The following is a 26,727-nucleotide window of genomic DNA, read 5'->3' as shown; positions in this document are numbered from 1 at the left end:
ATCTTGGCCTCGACCCCGCAATAGCCACAGGGCCAGATCATGGAACAACAAGCAGCCGACGTCCTCCTCGCCACCCGCACGGCACTCAGCCAGGCAAGCGCACTTGCAGTCCAATATTCCTTCTCGATCCTCGGGGCGTTGATCCTGCTCGTCATCGGCTGGACGCTGGCCGGCTTTGTCAGCCGCTGGGCCTATGAGGGCCTGTCGCGCATCCATGGCATCGACGAGACCCTGGCGCGCTTCTTCACCAATGTGGTGCGCTATGCGCTGCTGATCCTGGTGTTCATCACCGTTCTCGGCCAATTCGGCGTCCAGACCGCCTCGATCATCACCGCCCTCGGTGCAGCCGGCCTGGCGATTGGGCTGGCGCTGCAAGGGACACTGCAGAATATCGCGGCCGGCATCATGCTCCTGATCCTCAGGCCGTTTCGGGTCGGCGAATATATCGAAACCAGCAGCGTGGCCGGCACGGTGCGCGAGGTCGGATTGTTTGCGACAGAACTCAGAACCGGCGACGGGCTCTATCGGCTGGCGCCAAATTCAACGCTGTGGAACACGCCGATAACCAACTTCAGCCGTGAGCCTACGCGGCAGAACGACCTGAAAATCAGCATTTCTCGTGAGGACGACCTCGATCAGGCGATGGAGACGTTGATGGGCATTGCCAAAGGCAACCCAAGGGTGCTGCCGTCACCGGCACCCTGCGTTTTCATCGACGCGCTCGGTGACAGCACGATATCGCTAACGCTACGCTACTGGGCAAAGACCGGTGACTGGTGGCAGGTCAGCCGCGACATGGTGAAGCGGGTAAAACTTGCCTTTGACGAAAAGGGCGATCCGGCCGCTGTGCGGGACGGTGGAAATTCCGCGCTGGGAAAAAGGTCTAACGGCACGGCGGCGGAAGAGCCAACACGGCAGTGAAACATTGCAGCGCGGGGCGATCGTCGGCCTATTCGACCACGCCGCAAGCAAGTCTTTCCCCGGCGCCACCGGAAGGCTGACTGCGATAATCGTCGGAATTGGCGTGCACCATCAATGCGCGGCCGCGAATGCCATCTTTCTTGCCATCGAGCGTGACCATGCCATCGAAGATCTGAGCTCTGAGCACGCCATCCTGTTCAACATACTGGTTGGGCATGTCGCCGGCATGCGGCCCCTTGGCGGCGAGAATGCCGTGTTCGGCAGAGCCCGGGTTGAAATGACCGCCTGCCGATTCGTAATGGCTTGCCGCGTCGCAGCGGCCGGTTTCGTGAACATGAAAGGCTACCCATTTATTCGCCGGCAGCCCCGATATCTCCACTTCGATCAGAACGCCGCCATTGGCGGCGGCCGTCAATTGGGCCCGACCATTTTCCTTGCCGTCCTCGCCGACGAAATTGGCGACCGCCGTCTGCTTGTCCTGGGCACTTGCCGGCAAGGCAAGGGCCAGCAGGCTCAGGGCGGCGATGATGCGCATGGCTTTCATGGAGATCTCCTTCCGTCCGGATGTCCTTCTGAACGTCTCAGCCCGGAAGGTGTTCCTCTGCGGAGCATCCAATGAGAAAAGCCGACCAACGGGCCGGCTTCAGATCACGTGAACGATGCTATCGTCAGGCGACGGCGTCGAAATCGAACTGGCCGTAGGTGTTGCGGTAGAGATCGTCGGATTGGCTGCCGGTCGCAGACGCGCTCTGCTGCAGCGGATAGGGCACGGCGATGCTGCTTGTCGTGCCGCTGTCGTGGGTATCCATCATCAGCGCAATCAGGCTGCCAGAAAATTTGGGCTGAGTCTCGCTGCCCATATCTTCCTCCAGGAGTTCCTTGATGATGCCTGGCTTCTCATCGGCGGCACGTTCGCCGCGGCTCAATACGCCGTCGCCGTTTAGATCTAGCCGTGAAAGTGTCGCAAGATACGCATATGACGTGTCTGAAACGGATGTGGTGCGGGTCATACAAACCTCCATTCACCGCCTTTTGCCGGTGGTGTTTGTACGCAATACGAGGTGGGAAATCACTGTTGACTCGGTGGTTAAACTGATTTGCGCAGTGCGTCAATAAGTTGTTAACTACTCGTTAACAATGGTTGACAGAAATTAACGGAGCGCGCTCGAACCGGGTTTCCGCCGCTGCCCGCCCCGGTATTCCAGTAATTTCCAATATGGAAAGCAACCTGTCTGACGACGTGCACTCTGCTGCACTGCAACCGAATATTAATCCGCCCGCTCCAAAATAGTCATCAGGCATTACCCGTACATCACTCATAAAAATTGATTTCAATCGTTTCTCTTAGAAAGGTTTTCATGTCCGGTATTTTGAGGCACGTCCATCAGACGCGGACGGCTCTTGCTATTGCCGTCAGCCAAGATGCTTTCCCATGAAGGCTGAAGCGCTCTTCTGGCGTCAATGCACAGAGGCTGTCATGGCCGACGGATCAATTGACGCGCAGCGTCTGATGGAGCTGGTGATCGCAACCTATCGCGGCCATGAAAGCGACTATGATGCAATCGAGAGAAGTGCAGAAACCCTTCAAAAGGAAAACCGGACGCTGAGAGGGAACCTGTCGGCGCTCAGCCAGGCATTCGACGGACAGAAAAGACTCTTCGAGAGCGTCCTGAACAACCTGCCGCTCGGCCTCAGCGTCTTTGACGCCAGCCAGCGGCTGACGCTTTACAATCTCCGCTTCCCTCAGCTCTACGGCCTGCCGCCGGAAGATGTCGCCGCGGGCGCGACGATCGACGAACTCATCGGCAAAATGCGCGGCAACGAAAGCGCTGCATCCAAACCCGTCCGGCAGACAGCACGGCCTTCCCCCGTCAAGGCGGGAAGCAGCAGCATCCGCCGGCGCGAATGGCTGATGCATGATGGCCGCATCATTCAAAGCGTGGTGACCATCCTCTCCGACGGCAGCAGCATTGCCATTCATGCCGATATCACCGAGGATCGAAAGGCGGCCCAGCGCATCACCTATCTCGCCCATCACGATCCCCTGACCGGACTTCCCAATCGGATGCATTTCCGCGAGCTGGTTGATGCGACGCTCGGCGAGCGCAAGCCGCACGAGCAGATCGCCCTCGTCCACCTCAATCTCGACCGTTTCAAATCGATCAACAATACGATCGGGGTGTCGGTCGGCGACAAGATCCTGCAGCAGGTCGCGGAGCGGATCCGAGCCTCGGCCGGGTCGGAAAACATGCTGGCGCGCCTTGGTTCGGACGAGTTCGCCATCCTGCAGACGGGCAAGCAGCAGCCGAGAAACGTGACGGCGCTGGCCGACCAAATCCGCCGATCGCTTTCCGAGCCATTCCTGAACGGCGAGAAAAAGGTGACGCTCAGCGTCTCCATGGGTATTGCGATCGCTCCCGAGAACGGCGGGGAAACCGATATCCTGCTGAAAAATGCCGGCGTGGCGCTGTCGCATGCCAAGGCGGACGGACGCAAGCGCGAGCGCTTCTTCACCGGCGAAATGGAAGCGCAGATGCAGTTGCGCCACGCGCTGGAGGCAGATCTTCGAGCCGCCGTCGATAACGAGGAATTCGAACTGCATTACCAGCCGCTCTACGATCTTGCCGAGCGGCGAACCTGCGGTTTCGAAGCATTGATCCGCTGGAACCATCCGGTCCGAGGCCGCGTGCCGCCGATGGATTTCATTCCGCTTGCGGAGGAGGTCGGCCTCGTCGTCGATATCGGCCGCTGGGTTTTGCGGCGGGCCTGCAGGGATGCGGCCCAATGGCCGGAGAGCGTCAAGGTCGCAGTCAATGTTTCGGCGATCCAGTTCCGCAGCGGCAACCTGATGCAGGACGTCAGCGAAGCGCTTGCCGCGGCCGGGCTCTTGGCATCGCGGCTCGAACTGGAAATCACCGAGAGCGTGCTGATGGAGAACCTCAACGAGGTGCTGCCGATCCTGCATGCCCTGAAGGATCGCGGCATCCGCATCTCGATGGACGATTTCGGCACCGGCTACTCCTCGCTGAGCTATCTCTCGAGCTTTCCCTTCGACAAGATCAAGATCGACAAATCCTTCGTCAACGATATCGTCGACAACAAGGAAGCGCATGCGATCATGCGCGCGATCATCCTGCTCGGCGATGCGCTCGGCATGCGCGTGACCGTCGAAGGCGTCGAGACGGCCGCCCAACTGACGCTGCTCGAATGCGAGGAATGCGACGAGATCCAGGGCTATCACATCAGTCCGCCGCGCCCGGTCCGTGACGTGCCCCATCTTCTCTCACTGCCGCCGAAGAGCAGCGGCGCGACAGCTTTTCCGACGCTCGAGCGCTGACCTCCCTCGATTGCGACTCGCACGTTAAGCCGCTACAAACCGACTTCGAGATCCCCGGGTTTCGTAGCGGCGTCGGTTCCTGCGAAGCTCTTCGCTTTCGGCCGGCGCTCTTCGACGTTTTTCTTCCGACAAGAGGTGGCGTAATGTTCGAGGCCGAAGCCTTCTCCCCTCATGAAACGCTCGCAGCGGCGCTGGTCGCACACGCGGCCGAGGGCGACGACGGCTCACACGATCTTGCCCATATCCTGCGCGTCTTCAGGAACGCCATGCGCATCCATGCGGGAGAAGGCGGAGATGGGCGGATCCTTGCCGCCGCCGTGCTGCTGCACGACTGCGTCGCCGTCGAGAAGAATTCGCCCTTGCGGGAAAAAGCGTCGGCCTTGGCAGCGGAAAAGGCTTCGGTGATCCTTTCCGAACTCGGCTGGAGCGAAGCGGATATCGAAGCCGCGGCCCACGCCATCACCGCTCACAGTTTTTCCGCCGGGGTGGCGCCGCAGACGCTCGAGGCGAAGATCCTGCAGGATGCCGACCGGCTGGACGCGATCGGCATGGTCGGCGTCGCGCGCTGCTTTTATATCGGCGGACGAATGGGGTCAGGGCTCTACGATCCGTTCGACCCTGCGGCTACGAACCGTCCCCTCGACGACAAGCGTTATGCCATTGACCACTTCCGGACGAAGCTGTTCAGACTGGCGGAGGGATTCCAGACCGAGACCGGCCGCCGGATTGCGGCCGCGCGCGACAAGAGCCTGCGCGATTTTCTCGCGGCGTTCATGGATGAAATCTAGAGAACGAGATTCAGGGAGAAAGCATGCGCATCAGCAACCTCTTCATCTACCCGCTCAAGAGCGCTCGCGCCATCGCGCTACCCGCCGCCGACATTGGCGCCGAGGGGCTTGCCGGCGACCGGCGGGCGATGATCACCGACCCGCAGGGTCACTTCATCACCCAGCGCGAACTGCCGGACCTCGCGCGCATCGCGGTACGCCCGGAACCCGGCGCCTTTCGGCTGCTGATGCAGGGAAAGTCTGACCTAGCGGTGCCTCTGCCTCGGCATGAAGCCCGCATGGATGTGACCGTATGGAAATCGACCGTCAGCGCCGCCGTCGCCGATCCCGACAGCAACCACCGGCTTTCCGAATGGCTTGGACGCGAGGTGCGGCTGGTTTTTTTCGATGGGCAGGCACGACGGACGGCGAGCGCCGAATGGGCCGGCGAAGGCTCGCCCGTCACCTTTACCGACGGCTACCAGATCCTGGTGACGACGACGGGTTCGTTGAAGGCGCTGAATGCCGATCTCGCCGTTCATGGCGAAGGCGCGGTCGGCATGGAACGTTTCCGTCCGAACATCGTCATCGATATCGACGAGGCCTGGCCGGAGGACCGCTGGGCGGCGATCGAGATCGCCGGCATCCGTTTCGATCTCGTCAAGCCCTGTTCCCGCTGCATCATGACGACGCAGGATCAGTTGACCGGTTCGCGCGAGGTGCCGAACCCGATGCCAGCCATGGGCCGTATCCGCATGTCTGCTGACCGGCGTGTGCCCGGGCCGCTCTTCGGCTGGAACGTCACGCCGCGTGACAGTGGAAGGATCACGATCGGTGACACCGTCAAGATCATTGAAGTGCGGCCGGAAGGCTGGGCACTGAAGGTTCGCGCGCGAGGGTAGGTCCGAATTGCGGAAGGGCTGTTTGAACGGCGCTTTCGTCCGTATACGTCGCGACATCCCCTCATTCCCGTGCTCGTCACAGGAATGAGGGGGCGTGCGTCGCGCCCGCCCCCTACCCGCGCCCGAGTGCGGCGTCGATCGCGACCATGACCTCGGCTGACAGCGGTCCCTTTTCCAGCGCGCCGGCATTTTCCTCCACCTGGGCGACGGTGCGGAAGCCCGGAATGGGGAACGTGCGCGGAGACCTCGCGAGGAGCCAAGCAAGCGCCCCCTGCGTCAGCGTGCGGCCGCCTGACGTCAGGAGATCGCGGACGGCATCGAGCCTTGCGGCAAATTCCGGAGCCATGCGCCCGTCCTTGAAATAAACCATCCAGGGAAGTGCCGCGCCGCGGACATCCTTGGCGCCCACTGCCTTGTCGGCGGTGAACTTGCCGGTCAGGAGCCCCATGGCCAGCGGACCGCGATTGATGGAGATCAGGCCCTTCCCTTCGATCACCGCGATCATCTCCGGCACCGGATCGAAGACGTTCATCGTATGCTGGACCGAGACAAAGCCAGCGCGGCCGGCATGGCGGGCGGCGCGATCCGGATAATCGGTGCTCCAGCCGAATGCGTCGATCTTGCCTTCGGCGCGCAGGGCCTCCAACGTATCGAAGACGGCATCCGACTGTTCCAGCGGAAAATCGTTGATGTGAAACTGCAGCAGATCAAGGCGGTCGCGCTTGAGACGGAGCAGCGATGTCTCGACCGAGCGGCGAATGAAAGCCTCATCGGCGAAGGCGCCGATTGCCTGCTTCGTCTCGGCATCGGTCGCGAAGCCGAATTTGGTGGCGACGACGATATCGTCACGATTGCCGATCGCCCGGCCGAGCACCTCTTCCGAATGGCCAGCGCCGTAGTTCGAGGCGGTGTCGAAGAAGCGGATGCCGAGCGCGATGGCGCGATCAATCGCTTCGACCGATTCATTGTCGTCGACTTCGCCCCAGCCAAGCGGCGTGTCACCAGCGTAGAAAGGGCCGCCGATCGCCCAGCATCCCATGCCGAGGCGCGGGATTTCGCGACCGTTCCAGAGCGTGATCGTCGTCGGTGATGCGGTCTTGGTCAGCATGGGATCCTCCTTGATTGGCAGTCAAGAGATAGGTGCCGCCCATCGGCGGGTAAACCGCCAAATCCGGAGGATGTTTTGCAGCAGTAAAAAACCAGGTCAGGCGGAGACGCCATTCGGACCGGAAAGCGTCCGCGAGGCTGGATCAAGCGCCCTGAGGGCGGCCTGGACGAAACCGTCACGGGCTGCCGCAGCCTCGATGCCGCGCGGCTCGTAAACATGGCGATGCAGGAAGAACCCGGTAAGACGGAACGCGGCTGCAAGGCTGTCGAAGTCCGCCGCATGATTGCCTTCGACGCCGAGGAAGGGCGGCAGGATCAGCATCTTGTCGGCCCACGGCGCGCCGGCGCTGCGGCTGACGGCGCGGCCGGATTTCGGCGAGACATAGGCGAGATCGGAGCGGGCGCCGGTCGCCGCGCATTCGGCAAGATCGAGGCCGAAGCCGAGATCGTTCAGCACCGCCAGCTCGAAACGCACGAAAAGTTCGCCGGCATCAGCCGGGTTATGCAGGTGATCGAGGATCACCTGCAGCGCGTCGAACAGGTGCGGATGCGGGTCTCGCTCCGGCAGAAGCCGCAGCAGAGCGCCCATCGCCTGGACGCCGTAGACGGCTGTCGCCGTTTCCATCAGACGGGCGGCGCGCAGCGTCACGGGCTCGACGCGGAATTCGCCGAGATGTTCGTCAAGCCGGGCGCGCCAGACGACCTCGACGGCGTTGCCCGGCTGCAGCACCGGCTGCATGGCGCGGGAGCGACCGGAACGCACCAGACCGAGGTGACGGCCGCGATCACGCGTCATCACCTCGGCGATGACGCTCGTCTCGCCGTGGCGTTTGACGCCCAGAATGATTGCATGGTCCTGCCACTGCATAAAAAGTCCCTGCGGCCGATTACCCTATCGTAGCGCATAAGTCGGGAAACCGGAATCGATTTCCCGAAGGATTGCCCGCAGTTTCAAAGTGATAGCATCTTGCGCGCAGGCACTCTCAAGCAGATCCCGCTTCCGTCACGGACTGCGTCATGCCGCAGCCGGCAGAAGTCTCTGCAGGAATTCGCGCATCGCCTTTTCGTCGAAAGGCTTCACCAGCAGCGGTATGTGCTGAAGGTCGCACGGGAAGTCACGGATATCCGAATAGCCGCTGACGAATCCGAAGGGAATACCGGCATCAAGAAGATGGCGGGCAAATCCGAAACTCATGCCCTCGCCGAGGTTGACGTCGAGAAGGGCGAAATCATATTTTTCTGCAGCGATGGCAGCCCTTGCCTCATCGAGACTGCCGACAATATCGATGCTGTCGACACCGGCCAGGCGCAAGATATCCTCCGCCTCCATTGCGATGATCAGACTGTCCTCGAGAACCAAAACACGGAGTGCATTCATGATTCCGTGCCCCTCGTCAGGCACTTGTCGCAGCGCCCCGGCCTTTTCGCCAACATCATTGCCCTCCGGTGCCCCGCATGGCACGCTATCGGTGAATTCCGCCACCAGTTCTGAGTAAACCATTTTTCTGCCCGGTCGATAAGAATCAAAGTCGGAGGAAAGATGACGGCCGACCTTATTTTCCCAAATGCTAAACCGCATTTAAAAAAGACATAGGCCCTTCGACTAAATGAAGGGACGCTTGCCCTCTCCAAGCCCCTCCCAGCCGGCGATCGCCATCAATTCCTCACCGTTTTGAACTTCGCAGCCGCGTTCCTGCCAGCGGATCAGACCGCGTTCCCCAAGCTTTCTCAGGGTCTTGTTGGTGTGAACGATGGAAAGACCGAGAGTGTCGGCGATGTGCTGTTGTGTGATGGGGATGAATTTGCGGCCGTCGAAGAGATCGAGCTTCCTGCCGCGCTCATACAGGAAAGCGATGAGATAGGCCGCTCTTTCCAGTGCGGTGCGGCGGCCGATGCTTAGGAGATGCTCGTCCAGTATCCGCTCTTCGCGCGCGGCGATCCAGGTGATGTCGAAGGCGAGCGACGCATGTTTGTTGTAGAGCGTCATCAGCCGGTCACGCTCGAAGACGCAAAGCGAAACGGGTGACAGCGCTTCGATGGAATGCTGCATTTCGCCGGCGATCGTTCCCTGCAGACCGATCAGGTCACCGGGCATGATGTAATTCAGAATCTGGCGGCGACCGTCCTCCAGCATCTTGTAGCGGAAGCCCCAACCGGACAGCACGGTGAAAAGATGAGCGCTGTGGGCGCCCTCAACGAGGATGGTGGAACCGGCATCGACGGCAAGTTCGCCGCGCTTGAAACGCGAAACGAATTCGAGCTCGTCTTGGCTAAATTCCCTGAAATGCGGCAGGGGCCGCAAAGGACATAGCTCGCAAGGAGTCTTGAAGGAATGGATGCGTTTCGAGGTTGCCATGCCTGCCCTGCGGTCGCGCAACGACGGCGCGTCAGGCGCGCCGTCGATGGGGAAATGCTCAAAGCTCGGATTCGTTCCGCAACGAACCGAATTTTTTCCTAAGAAACAAGGCTCTGGAGGCTAGCCGATAAAATCGTTGCCATCCTTATTTGGGAAATTCGAGGCCCATTTCGCGGAACCGCTCCGGGTCATCACCCCAGTTTTCGCGAACCTTGACGAAGAGGAAGAGATGGACCGGCTGCTCTAATATTTCCGACAATTCCTTGCGAGAGGCAGTCGAGATCGCCTTGATGGTTTCGCCACCTTTGCCGAGGGCGATCTTTTTCTGGCTGTCACGCTCGACATAGATTACCTGCTCGATCCGCACCGAGCCGTCCTTGCGCTCCTCCCACTTTTCCGTTTCGACATGCGAGGAATATGGAAGCTCCTGGTGCAGGCGCAGAAACAGCTTCTCGCGGGTAATCTCGGCGGCGAGTTGGCGCATGGGAAGATCGGAGATCTGGTCTTCCGGATAGTACCACGGCCCCTCCGGCAAGGTGGTGGCCAGATAATCCATGACGTCGTCGCAGCCGGAACCGGTTTCGGCCGAGATCATGAAGGTGCGCTCGAAAGCAATCTTCTCGTTGGCGCTCGCGGCCAGCGCCAGCAGATCCTCGCGGTTGACGCGGTCGATCTTGTTCAGCACCAGGATCTTCGGCTGCTGGACTTCCTTGAGGCCTTCAAGGATGGCTTCGGCATCACCGCGCAGGCCGCGCTCGCTGTCGATCAGCAGCATGATCAAGTCTGCATCCTTGGCGCCGCCCCAGGCGGATGTCACCATGGCGCGGTCGAGCCGGCGGCGCGGCTTGAAGATGCCGGGCGTATCCATGAAGACGATCTGGGCATTGCCGTGGATGGCAATGCCGCGCACGATAGCCCGCGTCGTCTGTACCTTATGGCTGACGATCGAGACCTTGGCGCCGACAAGACGATTGACCAACGTCGATTTGCCGGCATTGGTCGGCCCGATCAGCGCGACGAAGCCCGAATGCGTCGGACCATGGATTTGTGCAGCAGCGTCGGCCGCGATATCTTTTTCTTGAGTCATTGTCCCGTCAGTTTCCGGCAGGCGATTGCTGCCAAATGCCTTCACGCTCGAGCATCTTGGTCGCCGCAACCTGTTCGGCGGCACGCTTCGACCGCTCTACGCCGGTTTCCGGCTTTATGCCAGCAACTTCCACCGTCACCTTGAAGCGCGGATCATGGTCCGGTCCGCTACGTTCATCAACCCGATAGATCGGTGTGACGCCGAATTTCGCGTGTGACCATTCCTGCAGCTCGGTTTTGGCGTCGCGCTTGGCGCCGTCGGCCCTGACCGCCCTGCCTTGCCAATAGCGCAGGATGAACCGGCGGGCGACTTCGAGACCGCCATCGAGATAGATCGCGGCGATCAGGCTCTCGACGACATCGGCGCGCACATTCATCATGCGCTTGCCGGTCAATTTCTTCACATCGGCGCCGGTGCGGATATAGAGATGCAGATTGAGTTCGTCCGCGACCGCGGCACAGGTTTCAGCACTGACGAGCTGGTTGAGGCGAACCGAGAGCTCGCCTTCCCCCGCCGTGCCGAAGGTGCGGAACAGCAGCTCGGCGATGCAGAGCCCGAGCACCCTGTCGCCGAGAAACTCCAAACGTTCGTAATTGCCGCCCTTTTCAGTCCGGGCGCTGGCATGGGTCAGCGCGCGGTCCAGGCGTGCCTTTTCGGCGAAGTCATGGCCGATCAGGCTTTCGAGCTTTGCGCGGTCTGCCGCAGAAAGCGTCTGCGCCTTGCTCATTCAACGACCTTGAAAAGGCGGTCCCATCGCATGTTGGTCGGCCACTTCCAGATTTCGCGGAAAGACGTGTCGTTGCCAAGCGAGAAGAAGATGACGCTGGCGCGACCGACAAGATTTTCAGCCGGCACGAAGCCGACGTCGAAGCGGCTGTCGAGCGAGTTGTCGCGGTTGTCGCCCATCATGAAATAATGGCCTTCCGGCACGATGAATTCGCGGGTGTTATCGCCGCGCGACACCGGCGACTGGTCGAGCGTGTCGTAAGTCTTGCCGTTATCAAGCGTCTCGCGGAATACCGGCACGTCCTCGCCCGGATCGAGCTTGTAGTCCGAGGTGAAACTGCCATCCGCCACCTTCGGAACCGGCTTGCCATTGACGTAGAGAACGCCGTCAGTGACCTGAATATGGTCGCCGGGCAGACCGATGCAGCGCTTGATGTAATCGACATCGGGATTCGGCGGGAAGCGGAAGACGACGATATCGCCGCGCTTCGGATCGGAGCCCAAGATGCGGCCGCTAAACAGATCAGGCGAGAAGGGCAGCGAATACTTCGAATAGCCGTAAGCGAACTTATTGACGAAGATATAATCGCCGACGAGCAGCGTCGGCATCATTGAACCGGACGGAATAGTGAAGGGCTGGAACAGCACGGTTCGAATCACCATCGCCAAAATCAGCGCCTGAATGATGACCTTGATATTTTCCCAGAGGGCGTTCGGCTTGGTATCGACTTTTTCGGACACTCAGTCTTATTCCTTCAAGACGCCGTAAAGGCGCAATTCTTTCTGCCGTTCTCTCTAGCGGCTTCGGCCGGTTGCGGCAATGGCGACAACGTTAAAAGCGACGAGAGGTCGCGATCAAACGCTCCCGGGGTCACGATCAAACGCTCCCGGGGTCACGATCAGAGGCTCTCGGGCAACGCCTCAATGATAACGAAGGCCTGCGCCAAGGGATAATCATCGGTTATTGTCAAATGAATGGCGGGCCGATGGCCCGCGGGCAGCATCGATTCCAGGAGCACGGCAGCGGTACCGGTCAACTGCATGGTCGGCTTGCCGCTCGGCAGGTTGACGACGCCCATGTCCTTCCAGAAGACGCCCTGGGCGATGCCGGTGCCGAGCGCCTTGGAACAGGCCTCCTTGGCGGCGAAACGCTTGGCATAGGATGCGGCGCGGTTTGCCCGGCGGTCGGAGCGGGCGCGCTCGATCTCGGTGAAGCAGCGGTGGGTGAAGCGCTCGCCGAAGCGCTCGATCGATTTCTCGACACGACGAATGTCGATCAGATCGCTGCCAATGCCGATGATCATGCCGGAACCTTCCGTCGCCCAAGAATTCTGTACCGGTTCATACGCTCGGTATGTCGCCGGCCGGACCCGCCAGGCGCAGGCGCGCCCGCTCCATCAGCCGCGTTCGGCGGCGGGCCTGAAACCCCTTGACGGTGTAGAACGTCAGCGCATAGAGCGCAACGGCGGTTACGATCCCCGGCGGAATAGCGCCGATCAGCATCGGTTCCAGCACTGGCCTCCACAATTCGGTGAAGTTCAGCTTGTGAAAGAGCGCGGCGAGATCCACCGCCTGACCGGCCAGATGATCCTCACGGCTGAGCAGCAGATGGCCGATCTCCCAGGTGACCCCCCAGATGAAGGGATAGGTCAGCGGATTGCCGAAGGCGGCGCAGCCGAGAGCCGCGGCCACCATATTGCCGGAGAGGAGATAGGTGATGACGAAAGCCATGACGAAATGCACGCCAATGAACGGCGTCCACGAGACAAAGACGCCCGCGGCCACGCCGGCCGCAACCGCATGCGGCGAAGCGCTCAGGCGCAGGATGCGCATTGTCAGGTAACGGATCGGGCGAAGGAAACCTTTTCGGGGCCATAGAAGCTCCCGCATCTTTTCCTTGAAACCCGCAGGCTTGCGACGGCGAAACAACATGTTCGCTATTTAGTGCAGTGCACCGGACCATGACAAGAGCGGCAAATGGCACCGCCCGAAACAGCCCCCTTATCTTTCTTGCAAAGGAGCATCTTCATGCCGAGGGGCGCTCGTCGTACGTAACGTCCCTCACTCGACCAAGTATAAAGGCGGTATCAGCGATTGCGGAACAGACCGCGGTCGACCTGACGCTGACGAAACTCGAGATCGATACGATCCAGCGAGCCGTTCAGATAGGCCATTTCACGCTCCTGTGTGGTCGGAGCGCGAAAGGCGCGAGCGATTTTCCTGATAGGATCAAACATTACCTTGCCTCATCTTCTGTTTACGTTTTCGATGATCAGAAGATAGTCCTGCCAAAGGCTAATTACCACCGCTGCAACATGGACACAGCTATGCGCTCAACGCATTCCTTGCCTTGTTGCTGCGCCATGACGATTATAAACCGATCATAAAATGTGCATTTTCGTCGATCAGGTCCCTGGCAGGCTTAACAAAAGCCTACTCATAGAGCCGCCGGACCGTGGCGATGCAATCCAGGTCCTTCATCTGGGCGAGCAACTGGTTGAGCTGGCGCAGATCCCACACCTCGACTTCCAGCATCATCTCGGTGAAGTCGGCTGCCACGCGCACCGTATTCAGCATGCGAATATTGACGTCGAGCCCGGCCACGGTCTGGGCGACCTTGGCAAGCGTGCCAGGCTCATTCAAAGCATTCACCATGATACGCGCCATGAAACGCGACTTGTTGGCCTCGTCAAGATCCCAGCGCACATCGATCCAGCGATCGGGCTGATCGTCGAAACGCTGCAGGCTCGGCGACTGGATCGGATAGATGGTGATGCCCTTGCTCTGATCCATGATGCCGACGATGCGGTCGCCGGGCACGGCGCCGGTCGAGGCGAACTTGACGTCGACATTGCCGGACAGACCGCGGATCGGGCCGACGTCGACATCGGCATCGAGTTCCGAATGGCCGCCTTCGGCGCCGGCCTTGGCTTTGCCGGGAATCTTGAAGATCATGCCTGCGGCGCTGCGGACATTGAACCAGCCGTCGTCGCCGGAAGGCTTGACGGTGACGCGCTCGTCCTGATGGTCGGGATAGACGGCGCGCAGCACGTCGAGTGAGGACATCTCGCCGCGGCCGACGGCGGCGATCGCATCCTCGACATCCTTCTGACCCAGACGGTGCAGTGCCGGTTTCATCGCCTCGCGCGAGAAAATCTTGCCGGCCCGGTTGAAGGTGCGCTCGAGAATGCGGTGACCGAGGCCAGCATATTGTTTGCGGATCGCCATGCGGGTGGCGCGGCGGATGGCGGCCCGCGCCTTGCCGGTGACGACGATCTCCTCCCAGGCGGCGGGCGGGACCTGCACGCCGGAGCGGATGATCTCCACCTCGTCGCCATTCGCAAGCCGCGTCACCAGCGGCATGATGCGGCCGTTTATCTTGGCGCCCACCGTGGTATCGCCGATATTGGTGTGCACCGCATAGGCGAAATCGATCGGGGTGGCGCCACGCGGCAGGGCAATCAGCTTGCCCTTCGGCGTGAAGCAGAAGACCTGATCCTGGAAGAGTTCGAGCTTGGTGTGCTCGAGGAATTCCTCCGGGCTGTCACCTTCGGCGAGCGCCTCGATCGTATGGCGCAGCCAGGAATAGGCATTGGATTCGCGCGAAAGAATGTCGCCATCGGCATTGGTAGCGCCGTCCTTGTAGAGCGTGTGGGCGGCAATGCCGAATTCCGCGATTTCATGCATGCGCTTGGTGCGGATCTGCAGCTCGATGCGCTGGCTGGACGGACCGACGATGGTGGTGTGGAGCGAACGGTAATCGTTCTGCTTCGGTGTCGAGATATAATCCTTGAACCGGCCGGGCACGACGCGCCAGCGCGTATGGACGATGCCGAGCGCCCGGTAACAGGACGGGATGTCCTCGACGATCAGACGGAAGCCGTAGACATCGGAAAGCTGCTCGAACGACAGCGACTTCGATTGCATCTTGCGAAAGACCGAATAGGGCTTCTTCTGCCGGCCCTTGACATAAGCGCTCGTCAGGCCGCTTGCGACCAGGAGGTCGCGCAATTCGGCCTCGATCTTCTTGACGATGCCTTCGTTGCGCTTGGAGAGCTCTTCCAGCCTTTTCGTGACGGTCTCGTAGGCCTCCGGATTCATGTGCCGGAAGGAAAGCTCCTCCAGTTCCTCGCGCATGTCCTGCATGCCCATGCGGCCGGCGAGCGGCGCATAGATTTCCATCGTCTCCTCAGAAATGCGGGCACGCTTGTCGGCCGACATGTGATCGAGGGTTCGCATATTGTGCAGGCGATCGGCAAGCTTGACGAGCAGCACCCGCACGTCATCCGATATGGCGAGCAGCAGCTTGCGCAGGTTTTCCGCCTGCTTGGCCTTCTTGGTGACGAGATCGAGCTTCTTGATCTTCGTCAGCCCCTCGACCAGTCGGCCGATATCCTCGCCGAAAAGCTCGTCGATTTCGGCGCGCGTCGCCGTCGTATCCTCGATCGTGTCATGCAGAAGGGCAACCGCGATCGTCGATTCATCGAGATGCATGTCGGTCAGGATCGCGGCGACCTCAAGCGGATGTGATATGTAGGGATCGCCGCTCGCGCGCTTTTGCTGGCCATGTTTCTGCATGGCGTAAACATAGGCCTTGTTCAGCAGTGCTTCATTGGCATCGGGCTTGTATTGCTGAACCCGCTCCACGAGTTCGTACTGCCGCATCATTCCAAAGCCACTCCGACAAAAACAAAAGCGCGCCAATCAACGATTGGCGCACACATGGGCAATAATATGCCTAAGCAATAAAGGCGCAAGATTGACGATTGGTAATCGTCGCTCTTTTCCGGATCAGATCCGGTCGAGACGCTTAATAATCGTCGCTCTTTTCCGGCGGCACGAGGCCCTCGATACCGGCAAGCAGCTCTTCTTCCGACATCTGGTCGAAAGTGATCGTCTCCGGCAGGTCATCCTGCTCCTCGCTGTCGGCGGCAGCAGCGCCGCCGGCGGCGATCATGCTGGCCGGATCGGGCTCGGGCTCGTCGACTTCGACATGCTTCTGCAGCGAATGGATCAGATCTTCCTTGAGGTCATCGGGCGAAAGCGTCTCGTCGGCGATTTCGCGCAGCGCCACGACAGGATTCTTGTCGTTGTCGCGATCGATGGTGATCGAGGCACCCTGGGAAATCAGCCGGGCGCGGTGGCTGGCGAGCAGAACCAGCTCGAAGCGGTTCTCTACCTTGTCAATGCAATCTTCAACTGTGACACGGGCCATTGCCTGTCCTTTACGGTCGTCATTTCGGGATTAGCACGCCCGATACAATTAAAACCGGGCAAATACAAGTTTTTCGTTCCGGCTCCCCTCGTCTTTATCCGGTGCCGAGCTAAATTTCCATGGAGAATGTGACAATTCCACCAAAGGTTGCTTGGAATATGCGGAACCGTGCCCTAAATCTCTCTTATATGAACAGATGGTAAAGTAAGCATCAGATCAAAAATCACAATAAGCCATTGTATTTATTGAAATTTGATGCCCTGCGAATTTCGATTTCTCTCATTGGAATTGGTAAACGATGTTTGACCCACGCGAAAAAATTGCACTCTTTATTGACGGCGCCAACCTCTACGCTGCATCCAAGAGCCTAGGTTTCGACATAGATTACCGCAAGCTCCTGAAGGCATTCCAGAAACGCGGCTACCTCCTGCGCGCCTACTATTATACGGCTTTGATCGAGGACCAGGAATATTCATCGATCCGTCCTCTGATCGACTGGCTCGACTACAACGGCTACAAAGTCGTCACCAAGCCTGCCAAGGAATTCACCGACTCCATGGGCCGGCGGAAGATCAAGGGCAACATGGACATCGAACTTGCGATCGACGCCATGGAACAGTCCGAAACCGTCGACCATCTCGTCATCTTCTCCGGTGATGGCGATTTCACGAACCTCGTCGAGGCGCTGCAGCGCAGAGGCCGCAAGGTCTCGGTGATCTCGACCATGGCGACGCAGCCGCCGATGATCGCCGACGACCTGCGGCGGCAGGCCGATCATTTCATCGATCTCTTGTCGCTGAAGGCTGAGATCGGTCGCGATCCCGCGGAGCGGGCGCCGCGCCCGGCCGAAGTCGCCCCGGCCAGCGATTTCGAGGACTGATCGAAAACGCCGCGAGCCGATCGGCTGCGGCGTGATGGTCAGCCGTTTTCCTTCAATAAGCGGCTCTTCTGCCGGTTCCAATCGCGCTCCTTCTCGGATTCGCGCTTATCGTGCAATTTCTTGCCCTTGGCGAGTGCCAGCTCCATCTTCGCCCGACCCCGATCGTTGAAATAAATCTTGAGCGGGACCAGCGTCATGCCTTCGCGGTTGACGGCGGAACGCAGACGATGGATTTCACGGCCCGACAGAAGCAGCTTGCGGCGCCGGCGCGGTTCGTGATTGAAGCGGTTCGCCTGCAGATATTCCGGCAGGTAGGAGTTGATCAGCCAGATCTCGCCATCCTCGTCCGACGCATAGGATTCTGCGATATTGGCTTTGCCTTCGCGCAGCGACTTCACCTCCGTGCCCTTCAGCACGAGACCTGCCTCATAAGTATCGATGATCTCGTAGTTGAAGCGGGCCTTGCGGTTTTCGGCCACGACCTTGTTCACCACGCGCTGGCTGCCTTTTGGGGCCATGACGATATTTCCTTCGAGGTTGCGCGAAAAGTCGCGCCCTCATTGCTTGCCCTTTATGTAAGGGAACGATCCGGCCTTGTGAAGACGACCGGTCCCCTCAGTTCAGCAAGCCTGCATGACGCATGGCGGCGTCGATCGCTGCTTCGGTTGCCGGCTCCAGCGTTGAAAGCAGCGGCGAGCGGACATTGCGGCTCATCCGGCCGAGCTTGGAGAGGCCGTATTTGGCGCCGCAGAGACCGGGCTCAAGGAAGATCGCCTTGTGCAGCGGCATCAGCCGGTCCTGATATTCCAGCGCGCGGGCGTATTCGCCGGCCAGCGTCGCGGCCTGAAAATCCGCGCAGAGGCGCGGGGCGACATTGGCCGTCACCGAGATGCAGCCGACGCCGCCATGAGCGTTGAAACCCAGCGCCGTCGCGTCCTCGCCGGACAATTGCCGGAAGTCCTTGCCGCAGGTGATGCGCTGCTCGGAGACACGCTCGATCTTGCCCGTTGCGTCCTTGACGCCGACGATATTGCTGTGCGCCTTGGCGAGAGCACCCATCGTCTCCGGCGTCATGTCGATCACCGAACGGCCGGGGATATTGTAGATATAGATCGGCAGGGCGACGGCCTCGGCAATCGCGGAAAAATGGGCAATCAGACCCTTCTGTGTCGGCTTGTTGTAATAGGGCGTGACGACGAGCACGGCGTCGGCGCCGACCTTTTCGGCATGCTGGGCGAGTTCGACGGCCTCACGCGTATTGTTCGAACCGGCGCCGGCCATGACCGGAACGCGTTTTGCCGCCACTTCGATGCAGAGTTCCACGACCCGCTTGTGCTCGGCATGCGACAGCGTCGGCGATTCGCCAGTCGTGCCGACCGGAACGAGACCGCTGCTGCCTTCCTTGATCTGCCAGTCGACATGGGCGGCGAAGCTCGCTTCGTCGATCAGTCCGGCATCGGTGAAGGGGGTGACGAGGGCGGGAATGGACCCGTTGAACATGCAAAGCTCCTCACGACCAAATCCTTGCTTCGGCCGCATTCCATGAATATTTTGCGCACCATAGAGCGCCGAAATCATCGCGACAAGCGCGGAGAGTTCGGTTTAGGGCAAATTCCGATAGCAGATGTGAATGAATTTTACCTGGTACGGTAAGGTTTCGTTAAGATGCCTCCAGCCAAATGGGCAGGGCGTGTTTTCGTTGCGAGATCCCGGATGAAGAAAGCTGTGCTGATTCTGACCGCCTTCGGCTTTGCTGCCGCCGCGTGGGGCAGCCTCGCGTCGCCGCTTCCCGGCGAAAGCATTCCGACGCCTGAGGTCAAGCCGATCGGCTTCGTTCCCGAGACATCGATTCCGGAAGCGCTGACAACCGGCGCCATCCCCCGCAATCCGGCCGTCGCGCCGGTCGCCAATGACTTGAAAACCGGCCTCGATGCGCTTTCCGCCAGGAATCCGCAACTGGCCCTCTCGATCCGCGACAGCCTGCGCGAGGGCACGCTCGACCGCCATATCCTCACCTGGGCGATCGCCGTCTCCGGCCTGAAGGGCGTTCCCTCCTATGAAATTGCCCGTGCCGCGCAGGAGCTCAAGGGATGGCCAGGCCTTTCAAGGCTGCGCGCCTATTCCGAACGAGCGCTCTACGACGAAAACCCCGCCCCGTCAGCGGTGCTCGCCGCCTTCGGCGATACCGCGCCGGAAACGATGCAGGGCGCCGTCATTCTCGGGCGGGCGCTGACTGCGTCAGGCAAGCAGGCGCAGGCGGCAAAATATATCCGCAAGGTCTGGCGCACCGAGGCTCTCGACAAGGCGAGTGAAGACAAGATCCTCCTCGAGTTTTCCGCCCTGCTGACGCCAGCCGATCACAAGGCGCGGATGGACTATCTGATGTATCGTGGCAGGGTGGCGCAGGCCAAGCGCTTCGGCGACATGGGCGAGGCGCAGTCCCTCTACAAGGCCTGGGCCGCCGTCGACGCCAAAGCCGCCAATGCCGGCGCGCTGCTCAATAGCGTCGAGCCGAAATGGCGTGGCGATGCCGGCCTGCTATTCGCGCGCATCGAATATCTGCGCAAGCAGGACAAATATACCGAAGCGGCGGCGCTTCTGGAGAAGATGCCGCGTGAACCGGGCGAACTCGTCAATTCCGGAGAATGGTGGAACGAGCAGCGGATCGTCAGCCGCGGCCTCGTCGATCAGGGACAATTCAAGCCTGCCTACCGCATCGTCGCAAGCTCCGCGGCAACCAGCCCGACTGATATCGTCGAGGCCGAGTTCCATGCCGGATGGTATGCGCTGCGCGGGCTGCAGGACCCGACAACGGCAGAAAAGCATTTCCGCAAGATTCTGGTGACTTCGAACGGTCCCATCTCGGTGTCGCGCGCCTGGTATTGGCTCGGGCGGGCCGCCGAGGCCGGCGGTCCCGGCAACTCCGGCGAATTCTATGGCAAGGCCGCGAATTTTCCCGGCACCTTCTATGGGCAGCTCGCGGCCGAAAGGCTTGGACGCAAGACGCTCAACGTCAGCTATCCCATCCCGAGCGCAGCAGACCGCCAGAGTTTCCAGGCGCGCGAGGCCGTGCAGGCAATCGCCCGGCTTGAGGCAGCCGGACATGGATGGCGGGCCGACATCCTCTATCTCGCGCTCGCCGATCAGCTGCAAAGTCCCGGTGAACTGGCGATCCTTGCGGCGCAGGCCGAGCAATCAGGCAATCATCATCTGTCGCTGCAGGTCGGCAAGATCGCCTATGGCCGCGGCATCGATGTCGCCGCGCTCGCCTTTCCCGTCGGCGTGATCCCGCCGAATGCCAATATCTCCGGCTCCGGCAAGGCCCTCGCCTATGCGATTGCCCGGCAGGAGAGCGCCTTCAATCCGGCCGCCGTTTCGGCGGCGAATGCACGCGGCCTGCTGCAGCTTCTGCCCGGCACGGCCCAGGCGGTGGCCAAGCGCCACAACATCACCTTTTCGAAGGACAAGCTGACTGCCGATGCCGGTTATAATGCGACGCTCGGCGCGCATTATCTCGGCGAGCAGATCGAAGCCTTCGGCGGCTCCTACATCCTCACCTTCATCGCCTATAATGCCGGACCGAAGCGGGTGCCGGAATGGATCGGACGCTACGGCGATCCACGCGGCAGGCCGATCGACGAGATCGTCGACTGGATCGAGCGCATCCCCTTTCCCGAGACGCGTAACTACGTGCAGCGGGTGATGGAGAATTATGAAGTCTACAAGGCCCGCCTTGGCCAATCGACGGATATCGAGCGCGACCTGATCGGCGGACGCAGCGCCTCCTGAATCGTTTGGCGCGGCTTGAAAAGCAGGCTGGTCTTTTGTTTTCCGCATGTCTTTATCGCAAAACCGCTGCGCATTCTTGCGAGACATGCTCTACACCTTCTGGATCAGACAGGTCTCGAGGATGCGATGCCGAACGTGGATGCAGGCGGTTTCCAGGAACGATTTTACTCTTCCTCCGATGGACTGAGGCTTTATGCCCGCGACTACCGGCCCGAGGAGGCGGCAGCCGCCGAACGGCTGCCGGTGATCTGCCTGCCCGGCCTGAGCCGAAATGCCCGGGACTTTCATCCGCTTGCGCTGCTTCTCAGCCGCGACAGAACCGGCCCGCGCAGGGTGATCGCGCTCGATTCGCGCGGCCGCGGAAATTCTGCATGGGATGAGAACAAGGCCAATTACAATCTCGCCGTCGAGACCGGCGACATCATTGCCGCCTGCGCGGCATTCGGCATCGAACGGGCGGTTTTCATCGGCACGTCGCGTGGCGGCCTGATCCTGCATTTGATCGCGGCGACACGCCCGGATCTTCTCGAAGCCGTCATCCTCAACGACATCGGGCCTGTGATCGAAGGTGAAGGGCTGGCGCTGATCCGAGATTACCTCAACGGCGGCAGGAGACCGGCGGACTGGACCGAGGCGGCCGAACTATTGAGGGAAAATCATGGTGCCTCGTTTACCGCGCTTGGAGAGCAAGACTGGCGCGAGATGGCGCTTGCCCTTTATCGCGACGTTGGCGGAAGGCCAGTCGCCGACTTCGATCCTGCGATCGCAGAGGCATTGAGAGCCATCGATTTCAGCCAGCCGCTGCCCGATCTCCGGGCACAGTTCGAAAGCCTGAGCCGCCTTCCGCTGATGTTGATCCGTGGCGAAAATTCACCGCTGCTTTCGCAGGAAACCGCGAGCGAAATGGCCCGCCTGCATCCCGGATTGATCCTTCATAGCGCCGAAGGGCAAGGACATGCGCCCCTCCTTCATCTCGGTACTATCCCTGCAGCAATTCGCGCTTTTCTCGCCACTTGCCGATAGGTCGATTGGTCGGATTGATGTTCGGAAGGCGCAGGATGCCGGCCTCGAAGAACTTCTGCCGGTCCTCGGGGCGGCGCTCTGTTCCTGGTGCTGGTCGGCGAGGAACATATCCTGGCTGATCGCTCTGCCCTCGCCCAAGGCCGTGCCGATTTCTGAAGGGATAGACATCGAGCTTATGCGAGCTTTCTTGCCGCCACACACATCGCCGATGTCACGGGTGGAGCGAACAGCTCCCCCCTCGCTGCGTCCATCCACACATTACTCCGGATACTTCCGTGCCCTCGATTCCCGATAGGTCGCTGTATCCGGGTTTAACAAAGCATGCATTTTCTCATCGATGAGCCGCTTGATTTCGAGGGCATATCTCCCAATCTCGAGCTCGTCTCCCTCAGTCTCCACACATCTGTCCCGCCAGAAAAGCATTAGCGACGGCAGTTCCCAGATCAGTAAGGCCAGCTCCTTCCTGCTCGCCTCATCGTAGGATTCTGCATCGATACGACGGATTACCTCCAGCGTCCTGACGGCTGCGATCTTGAGAAACTTCATTTTCCGCATGTTGTAAAACAATCCGTCAGGCCCGAACTCTTCGCCAATGGCCTCACGGATATCGGCTATACCCGCCGCATCTGGTTCCACCTGTTACTCCCGTCAGATTGGAGATCGTTTCGGCAACAAACTGTACAGCCCACCGGCAATAGCTCAAGAGCATTCGACAATGCCATCCCATTACTCCGACTTCCCCTCGATCAGCGCCCCAAACAAGGGCCTGATCAGCCTGCAAGTTGGTGTCATTCACCGCGCAGACGCGCGAAGGCTGGATTCGCGTGACAAGCGTAGGGAGGGAGGTTTGGGGACGCGTCGCCTTTCTCACGACATTCGCGGATCTGAATATCGGATGCGGCACCCGCCGATACCCGAACGGTTTGGGGGCGGCTGCCTGAAATCCTGGCGCACGCCGTCCCCCGGCGTGTGTAGGAGGCGGCTTTCTCAGTTCGGTTCCCGGATGGCATCATCCAGGCCGCGCAGCAGCGGGTAGAGGAAATAGGAGATCACCGTCCTGTTGCCGACCTTGATCTCTGTGGAGACGGTCATGCCCGGCAGCAGTGTGACCGGCACGTCCGAGGCGTTCAGTCTCGTGTCGGCAAGCAGGATGCGAGCCTTGAAGAAGGGCGCGGCCGGCTGGCTCGGGGTGGCGGTCTGTTCCTGCTGCTGGCCGGTCATAAACGTGTCCTGGCTGATGGTGCGAACTTCGCCCGACGCGGTGCCGTATTTCTGAAAAGGATAGGCGTCCAGCTTGATGCGAGCCTCCTTACCCACGGCGATGCGGCCGATGTCGCGGGTGTTGATCGAGACTTCCGCTTCGAGCGGCACGTTGATCGGCACCAGCGTGACGATCGGTTCGGCTTCGCGCACGACCGAGCCGATAGAGCGCTGGGCGAGATCGAGCACGACGGCGTCGGCAGGTGCTGTCAGCGACACCATGTTGCGGCGCAGCTCCATCTTCTTCAGTTCCTCGTCGGCCATGTCACGCTGGCCGCGCAGCTCCACCAGCTGTTCCATCGCGGCGCGGCGGAAATCCTCGATGAAGGCCTGGCGGTCGGCTTTCAGCTTGGCAAAGGCATGCGCCGCCTCGTCGGCTTTGCCGCGCACGGCGGTCAGATCGGACTCGACGTCGAGGCGGGCGTCGCGCGAGCCGAGCATGGTGATCAGCGAGCCGCTCTGCTTGTCGTAGAGCCGCGTGCGGGCGCCTTCGATCTGCGAGAGCGTGTCGCGCCGGTCGATGAGCACCGCCTCCTGGTTCTTGGCCGCGGCAAGCGCTGCCGACTGGCCGGCGATCTGCTGCTCGAAATTCTGCAGCTGCGCCGTATAGAAGGCGCGCCGCTGGCCGAAGAGCTGCACCTGCAGCATCTCGTCGGGCGTCGTTCCCGCGATCATCGTGTAGTCGTCTCCGGCTAATTCCGCCTCGATGCGCTTCACCTGGGCGTCGAGTGCCGAGAACTTCGCCTGCTGCTGGTCGACATCGGCCTGACTGAAGGTGGCGTCGAGCGTTGCGAGCGTCTGGCCGGCATGCACCACCTCGCCGGCCTTCACATCGATCGTGCGGATGATCGAGGTTTCGAGCGGCTGGACGACGATGGTCGGCTGGGTGGTGACGAGCTTGCCGGGCGCAATCACCACCTCATCGATATCAGAGACGGAGGCCCAGATGATGATCGCAGCAATCAGCGCCGTCACACAATAGAGCGTCATGCGCGCAACGCGCGGCGGAGCACGTTCCTCGAGCTCGACGGCGTCGGACTGGAATTCGGCAATTGCTGGCGGCAGCGGCGGGCGAGCGACGAGCTGCCCGCCCCTGCCTGGCGGCCCCTTGTCTGAAGGGCCATGGTCTGAGGCACCCTTGTCTGATGGAATTGGCAGGTTCTCGCTGGATTTTCTGACACGCGCGTTCATGCGACCTGCCTCATTTGCTGTGCCCACAGGTGGCGATAGGTCATGCAGCGCGACACCAGCTGATCGTGCCGGCCGATATCGGCGACCTTGCCGCGATCGATGACGAGAATGGCATCGGCATCCACAAGCGTCGAAAGCCGGTGCGAGACGATGACGACGGTGCGCCCGGCAGCGATACGCCTCAGATTCTCGCGGATGATCGCCTCGCTGTCGGGGTCGAGCGCGCTCGTCGCCTCATCGAAGATCAGGAGCTTCGGATCGGTGATCAGCGCGCGCGCAATGGCGAGCCGCTGCTTCTGGCCGCCGGAGAGGTTGGCGGCATTTTCCTCCAGCATTGTGTCGAAGCCGCGCGGCAGCCGCTCGATGAACTCTTCCGCGCCGGCGATGCGTGCGACCTCCATGATTTCCTCGATACTGGCATCCGGCTTGGCGGCGGCGATATTGTCGCGCACCGTGCCGCGAAACAGGAAATTATCCTGCAGCACGACGCCGATGCTGGTTCTGAGATGCACGAGGTCGATTTCGCGGCTGTCATAGCCATCCATGCGCACCAGCCCTTCCTGGCTCTGGTAGAGGCCCTGAATCAGCCGGGTGATGGTCGTCTTGCCCGACCCGCTCTTGCCGACGACGCCGAAGACCGAGCCCGCCGGAATGGCGAAGGACACATTGTCGAGCGCAGGCGCCGCATCGGGAGCATAGCGGAAGGTGACCCTGTCGAATTCGATGCGGCCATGCAGATGCGGTCGCACGCCTCGGCCGCGGCCGGCCTGCTCCGGCCGCTGGTTCATGATCTCGCCGAGCATGCGCACCGAAAGCGCTACTTCCTGATATTCGTGGACCATGGTGACGATCTGCACCAGCGGCCCCGAGACGCGGCCGGCGAGCATGTTGAAGGCAACAAGCGCGCCGATCGTCATCGCGCCGCTGAAGACATCGAGCGCGCCGAGGCCGATAATCGCCACGCTCATCAGCTTTTCCAGAAGCCCGGTCATCGACTGGGCGATGGTGGAGATTTTTTCGACCCGGAAACGCACTGAGATCGACTGCGCCGAATAATCGTCCCACACCTTGCGCTGGCGCGGCTCCAGTGCCAGCGACTTGACGGTGCGCATGCCGTGCACGGTTTCCACCAAGAGGGCCTGCCGGTCGCCTTCGGCCTGGTAAAGCGCCTGCAGGCGGCGCTGGAACGGCCCGACGAGCATCATCACCACCAGCCCGACGAGGGCTGCGAAGCCGAGCACCACGAGCGTCAGCTTGACGCTGTAGAGAAGCAGGATCGGCACGAAGACGAAGAGCGATACGCCGTCGAGAAGCGTCAGGAACAACCGGCCGGTCAGGAATTCGCGGATGCGTCCCGTCTGCTGCATATGCTTGACGAGAACGCCCGCCGAGGCCTGCTCGAAGAGCGCGATCGGCAGGTTGAGCAGATGGCCGAAGGTGCGCGTCGCCACCCGGATGTCGATCCTGTTGGTGGCATAGAGCAGCAGATAACGGCGCAGGAAACTGAAGGTCGCATCGAAAACGAGCGCGACCGCGATACCGACGGTCAGGACCGTCAGCGTCGCATAGCTCTGATGCACGAGCACCTTGTCGATAACGAGCTGGAAGAACATTGGTGTCGTCAGCCCCAGCCCGTAGAGCACGAAGGCTGCAAGCGCCACATCGCGGAAGAAGCTGCGCTGCCGGATGATTTCGGGGACGAACCAGCGGAAGCCGAAGGGCCGGTCCTCATCCGACATGCGATAGTTGCGCTTCAGCAGCACCACCGATCCGAGCCAGGCCTTGGCGAATTGCTCCTCGCTCAGCAGCATGACTTCGGGACGGGTGGCGAGCGGGTCGAGAACGCGGATCCGCTCATCCTCGCCCTCCCCGAGAGCGCCGGCGATGACCACCCAGTTGCCGTTCGAAAGTTCGGCAAGCACCGGGAAAGCCTCGCCGAGCTGGAACATGCCTCGCCAGTCGAGCGTCAGATGCCTGGCCCTCAGGCCGGCATCCTTGGCCATCCGGAGCATTTGCCGCACGGCCACCGGATCGTTGCCGACGGCATAATCGTGTTGCAGTCGCTCAGGCGAAAGATCGACGCCGTGATGACGCGCGACGAGCGCAAGACAATGCAGATTGGTATGCAGAAAACCACTCATGGCCCACCCGAAACACTACGAGACC

General features: G+C 60.9%; 26 protein-coding genes. 7 read left to right on the top strand and 19 right to left on the bottom strand.

The window, feature by feature from the left end:
- Positions 1 to 39 precede the first annotated feature (39 nt).
- Positions 40 to 921 carry a mechanosensitive ion channel family protein gene (locus NL154_RS06025; RefSeq protein ID WP_434733785.1) on the top strand — a complete coding sequence of 294 codons (882 nt, stop codon included), beginning with the start codon at positions 40 to 42 and terminating at the stop codon, positions 919 to 921.
- Between the two features lie 28 nt (positions 922 to 949).
- Here the strand turns inward: NL154_RS06025 and NL154_RS06020 are convergent, their stop codons facing one another.
- A complete protein-coding gene (locus tag NL154_RS06020; protein ID WP_434733784.1) occupies positions 950 to 1,465 on the bottom strand; it encodes a superoxide dismutase family protein in 516 nt (171 codons plus the stop codon).
- Between the two features lie 124 nt (positions 1,466 to 1,589).
- Positions 1,590 to 1,931 carry a hypothetical protein gene (locus NL154_RS06015; RefSeq protein WP_085777601.1) on the bottom strand — a complete coding sequence of 114 codons (342 nt, stop codon included), beginning with the start codon at positions 1,929 to 1,931 and terminating at the stop codon, positions 1,590 to 1,592.
- 422 nt (positions 1,932 to 2,353) lie between these two features.
- Between NL154_RS06015 and NL154_RS06010 the strand changes: the two genes are divergently transcribed.
- From NL154_RS06010 to NL154_RS06000, 3 genes are all read left to right on the top strand, one after another.
- Positions 2,354 to 4,258: a putative bifunctional diguanylate cyclase/phosphodiesterase gene (locus NL154_RS06010; protein ID WP_210628479.1), complete on the top strand. Its 1,905-nt coding sequence runs from the start codon at positions 2,354 to 2,356 to the stop codon at positions 4,256 to 4,258.
- Between the two features lie 143 nt (positions 4,259 to 4,401).
- Positions 4,402 to 5,046, top strand: a complete 645-nt coding sequence (locus NL154_RS06005) for an HD domain-containing protein (protein ID WP_210628480.1) — start codon at positions 4,402 to 4,404, stop codon at positions 5,044 to 5,046.
- Between the two features lie 23 nt (positions 5,047 to 5,069).
- Positions 5,070 to 5,927, top strand: coding sequence for an MOSC domain-containing protein (locus tag NL154_RS06000; protein WP_210628481.1), 858 nt, complete (start codon positions 5,070 to 5,072; stop codon positions 5,925 to 5,927).
- 112 nt (positions 5,928 to 6,039) lie between these two features.
- Here NL154_RS06000 and NL154_RS05995 read toward each other — a convergent pair whose 3' ends face one another.
- The 12 genes from NL154_RS05995 to rpoZ all read right to left on the bottom strand — a co-directional run bounded on the left by NL154_RS05995 (position 6,040) and on the right by rpoZ (position 16,418).
- Positions 6,040 to 7,035, bottom strand: coding sequence for an aldo/keto reductase (locus NL154_RS05995; RefSeq protein WP_210628482.1), 996 nt, complete (start codon positions 7,033 to 7,035; stop codon positions 6,040 to 6,042).
- A 96-nt stretch (positions 7,036 to 7,131) separates the two neighbouring features.
- Positions 7,132 to 7,902, bottom strand: a complete 771-nt coding sequence (recO, locus tag NL154_RS05990; RefSeq protein WP_221147320.1) for a DNA repair protein RecO — start codon at positions 7,900 to 7,902, stop codon at positions 7,132 to 7,134.
- Between the two features lie 147 nt (positions 7,903 to 8,049).
- Complete coding sequence (locus NL154_RS05985; protein ID WP_210628484.1) at positions 8,050 to 8,535, bottom strand: hypothetical protein; 486 nt, start codon at positions 8,533 to 8,535, stop codon at positions 8,050 to 8,052.
- 102 nt (positions 8,536 to 8,637) lie between these two features.
- A complete protein-coding gene (locus NL154_RS05980) occupies positions 8,638 to 9,390 on the bottom strand; it encodes a Crp/Fnr family transcriptional regulator (RefSeq protein ID WP_221103849.1) in 753 nt (250 codons plus the stop codon).
- Positions 9,391 to 9,535: 145 nt separating this feature from the next.
- Positions 9,536 to 10,477 carry a GTPase Era gene (era, locus tag NL154_RS05975; RefSeq protein WP_434733783.1) on the bottom strand — a complete coding sequence of 314 codons (942 nt, stop codon included), beginning with the start codon at positions 10,475 to 10,477 and terminating at the stop codon, positions 9,536 to 9,538.
- 7 nt (positions 10,478 to 10,484) lie between these two features.
- Entirely contained in the window at positions 10,485 to 11,204 is a 720-nt protein-coding gene (gene rnc / locus NL154_RS05970) for a ribonuclease III (protein ID WP_064706760.1), read from the bottom strand.
- Positions 11,201 to 11,944, bottom strand: a complete 744-nt coding sequence (gene lepB, locus NL154_RS05965; RefSeq protein ID WP_210628487.1) for a signal peptidase I — start codon at positions 11,942 to 11,944, stop codon at positions 11,201 to 11,203. The genes rnc and lepB overlap by 4 nt, the downstream gene beginning before the upstream one ends.
- 158 nt (positions 11,945 to 12,102) lie before the next feature.
- A complete protein-coding gene (gene acpS, locus NL154_RS05960; protein ID WP_210628488.1) occupies positions 12,103 to 12,507 on the bottom strand; it encodes a holo-ACP synthase in 405 nt (134 codons plus the stop codon).
- Between the two features lie 37 nt (positions 12,508 to 12,544).
- The gene (locus NL154_RS05955) at positions 12,545 to 13,135 is read right to left on the bottom strand and encodes a DUF2062 domain-containing protein (RefSeq protein ID WP_210628489.1); all 591 of its coding nucleotides are present in this window, start codon (positions 13,133 to 13,135) and stop codon (positions 12,545 to 12,547) included.
- Between the two features lie 155 nt (positions 13,136 to 13,290).
- Positions 13,291 to 13,440 (bottom strand): DUF3563 family protein, encoded by a 150-nt coding sequence (locus NL154_RS05950; protein WP_064706756.1) that lies wholly within the window; start codon positions 13,438 to 13,440, stop codon positions 13,291 to 13,293.
- A gap of 196 nt (positions 13,441 to 13,636) precedes the next feature.
- A complete protein-coding gene (locus NL154_RS05945; RefSeq protein ID WP_064801517.1) occupies positions 13,637 to 15,871 on the bottom strand; it encodes a RelA/SpoT family protein in 2,235 nt (744 codons plus the stop codon).
- Between the two features lie 142 nt (positions 15,872 to 16,013).
- Complete coding sequence (gene rpoZ, locus NL154_RS05940; RefSeq protein ID WP_011424719.1) at positions 16,014 to 16,418, bottom strand: DNA-directed RNA polymerase subunit omega; 405 nt, start codon at positions 16,416 to 16,418, stop codon at positions 16,014 to 16,016.
- A 298-nt stretch (positions 16,419 to 16,716) separates the two neighbouring features.
- Between rpoZ and NL154_RS05935 the strand changes: the two genes are divergently transcribed.
- Positions 16,717 to 17,298, top strand: coding sequence for an NYN domain-containing protein (locus NL154_RS05935; RefSeq protein ID WP_003578261.1), 582 nt, complete (start codon positions 16,717 to 16,719; stop codon positions 17,296 to 17,298).
- A 38-nt stretch (positions 17,299 to 17,336) separates the two neighbouring features.
- Here the strand turns inward: NL154_RS05935 and smpB are convergent, their stop codons facing one another.
- Positions 17,337 to 17,816 (bottom strand): SsrA-binding protein SmpB, encoded by a 480-nt coding sequence (gene smpB, locus NL154_RS05930; RefSeq protein WP_210628490.1) that lies wholly within the window; start codon positions 17,814 to 17,816, stop codon positions 17,337 to 17,339.
- Positions 17,817 to 17,913: 97 nt separating this feature from the next.
- Complete coding sequence (dapA, locus tag NL154_RS05925) at positions 17,914 to 18,798, bottom strand: 4-hydroxy-tetrahydrodipicolinate synthase (protein WP_085859039.1); 885 nt, start codon at positions 18,796 to 18,798, stop codon at positions 17,914 to 17,916.
- A gap of 213 nt (positions 18,799 to 19,011) precedes the next feature.
- On the opposite strand from dapA, the gene NL154_RS05920 reads away from it, so the two are divergent.
- Together NL154_RS05920 and NL154_RS05915 are read left to right on the top strand one after the other, a co-directional pair.
- Complete coding sequence (locus NL154_RS05920; protein ID WP_210628491.1) at positions 19,012 to 21,087, top strand: lytic transglycosylase domain-containing protein; 2,076 nt, start codon at positions 19,012 to 19,014, stop codon at positions 21,085 to 21,087.
- 126 nt (positions 21,088 to 21,213) lie between these two features.
- Positions 21,214 to 22,110 carry an alpha/beta fold hydrolase gene (locus tag NL154_RS05915; RefSeq protein ID WP_434733782.1) on the top strand — a complete coding sequence of 299 codons (897 nt, stop codon included), beginning with the start codon at positions 21,214 to 21,216 and terminating at the stop codon, positions 22,108 to 22,110.
- Positions 22,111 to 22,368: 258 nt separating this feature from the next.
- Here NL154_RS05915 and NL154_RS05910 read toward each other — a convergent pair whose 3' ends face one another.
- From NL154_RS05910 to NL154_RS05900, 3 genes are all read right to left on the bottom strand, one after another.
- Positions 22,369 to 22,746 carry a hypothetical protein gene (locus NL154_RS05910; RefSeq protein WP_221147322.1) on the bottom strand — a complete coding sequence of 126 codons (378 nt, stop codon included), beginning with the start codon at positions 22,744 to 22,746 and terminating at the stop codon, positions 22,369 to 22,371.
- Positions 22,747 to 23,097: 351 nt separating this feature from the next.
- Positions 23,098 to 24,561, bottom strand: coding sequence for an HlyD family type I secretion periplasmic adaptor subunit (locus NL154_RS05905; RefSeq protein WP_221155875.1), 1,464 nt, complete (start codon positions 24,559 to 24,561; stop codon positions 23,098 to 23,100).
- Positions 24,558 to 26,702, bottom strand: coding sequence for a peptidase domain-containing ABC transporter (locus NL154_RS05900; protein WP_221147324.1), 2,145 nt, complete (start codon positions 26,700 to 26,702; stop codon positions 24,558 to 24,560). The genes NL154_RS05905 and NL154_RS05900 overlap by 4 nt, the downstream gene beginning before the upstream one ends.
- Between the last annotated feature and the right edge of the window lie 25 nt (positions 26,703 to 26,727).

Source organism: Rhizobium sp. YTUHZ044 (assembly GCF_051123975.1).
Lineage (GTDB): Bacteria > Pseudomonadota > Alphaproteobacteria > Rhizobiales > Rhizobiaceae > Rhizobium.
This window is presented reverse-complemented; position numbering and strand designations above follow the sequence as displayed.

Excerpts from the sequence above, each read along its gene's own strand:
- NL154_RS05955 (WP_210628489.1), bottom strand. The coding sequence starts at position 13,135 with ATGTTGTTTCGCCGTCGCAAGCCTGCGGGTTTCAAGGAAAAGATGCGG.
- NL154_RS06010 (WP_210628479.1), top strand. The coding sequence starts at position 2,354 with ATGAAGGCTGAAGCGCTCTTCTGGCGTCAATGCACAGAGGCTGTCATG.
- NL154_RS05920 (WP_210628491.1), top strand. The coding sequence starts at position 19,012 with ATGAAGAAAGCTGTGCTGATTCTGACCGCCTTCGGCTTTGCTGCCGCC.
- NL154_RS05945 (WP_064801517.1), bottom strand. The coding sequence starts at position 15,871 with ATGATGCGGCAGTACGAACTCGTGGAGCGGGTTCAGCAATACAAGCCC.
- NL154_RS06015 (WP_085777601.1), bottom strand. The coding sequence starts at position 1,931 with ATGACCCGCACCACATCCGTTTCAGACACGTCATATGCGTATCTTGCG.
- rnc (WP_064706760.1), bottom strand. The coding sequence starts at position 11,204 with ATGAGCAAGGCGCAGACGCTTTCTGCGGCAGACCGCGCAAAGCTCGAA.
- NL154_RS05985 (WP_210628484.1), bottom strand. The coding sequence starts at position 8,535 with ATGGTTTACTCAGAACTGGTGGCGGAATTCACCGATAGCGTGCCATGC.
- era (WP_434733783.1), bottom strand. The coding sequence starts at position 10,477 with ATGACTCAAGAAAAAGATATCGCGGCCGACGCTGCTGCACAAATCCAT.
- NL154_RS06025 (WP_434733785.1), top strand. The coding sequence starts at position 40 with ATGGAACAACAAGCAGCCGACGTCCTCCTCGCCACCCGCACGGCACTC.
- NL154_RS05950 (WP_064706756.1), bottom strand. The coding sequence starts at position 13,440 with ATGTTTGATCCTATCAGGAAAATCGCTCGCGCCTTTCGCGCTCCGACC.
- NL154_RS06000 (WP_210628481.1), top strand. The coding sequence starts at position 5,070 with ATGCGCATCAGCAACCTCTTCATCTACCCGCTCAAGAGCGCTCGCGCC.
- NL154_RS05935 (WP_003578261.1), top strand. The coding sequence starts at position 16,717 with ATGTTTGACCCACGCGAAAAAATTGCACTCTTTATTGACGGCGCCAAC.
- NL154_RS06020 (WP_434733784.1), bottom strand. The coding sequence starts at position 1,465 with ATGAAAGCCATGCGCATCATCGCCGCCCTGAGCCTGCTGGCCCTTGCC.
- rpoZ (WP_011424719.1), bottom strand. The coding sequence starts at position 16,418 with ATGGCCCGTGTCACAGTTGAAGATTGCATTGACAAGGTAGAGAACCGC.
- dapA (WP_085859039.1), bottom strand. The coding sequence starts at position 18,798 with ATGTTCAACGGGTCCATTCCCGCCCTCGTCACCCCCTTCACCGATGCC.
- NL154_RS05995 (WP_210628482.1), bottom strand. The coding sequence starts at position 7,035 with ATGCTGACCAAGACCGCATCACCGACGACGATCACGCTCTGGAACGGT.
- NL154_RS05900 (WP_221147324.1), bottom strand. The coding sequence starts at position 26,702 with ATGAGTGGTTTTCTGCATACCAATCTGCATTGTCTTGCGCTCGTCGCG.
- NL154_RS05905 (WP_221155875.1), bottom strand. The coding sequence starts at position 24,561 with ATGAACGCGCGTGTCAGAAAATCCAGCGAGAACCTGCCAATTCCATCA.
- NL154_RS05980 (WP_221103849.1), bottom strand. The coding sequence starts at position 9,390 with ATGGCAACCTCGAAACGCATCCATTCCTTCAAGACTCCTTGCGAGCTA.
- smpB (WP_210628490.1), bottom strand. The coding sequence starts at position 17,816 with ATGGCCCCAAAAGGCAGCCAGCGCGTGGTGAACAAGGTCGTGGCCGAA.
- NL154_RS06005 (WP_210628480.1), top strand. The coding sequence starts at position 4,402 with ATGTTCGAGGCCGAAGCCTTCTCCCCTCATGAAACGCTCGCAGCGGCG.
- recO (WP_221147320.1), bottom strand. The coding sequence starts at position 7,902 with ATGCAGTGGCAGGACCATGCAATCATTCTGGGCGTCAAACGCCACGGC.
- NL154_RS05915 (WP_434733782.1), top strand. The coding sequence starts at position 21,214 with ATGCCGAACGTGGATGCAGGCGGTTTCCAGGAACGATTTTACTCTTCC.
- acpS (WP_210628488.1), bottom strand. The coding sequence starts at position 12,507 with ATGATCATCGGCATTGGCAGCGATCTGATCGACATTCGTCGTGTCGAG.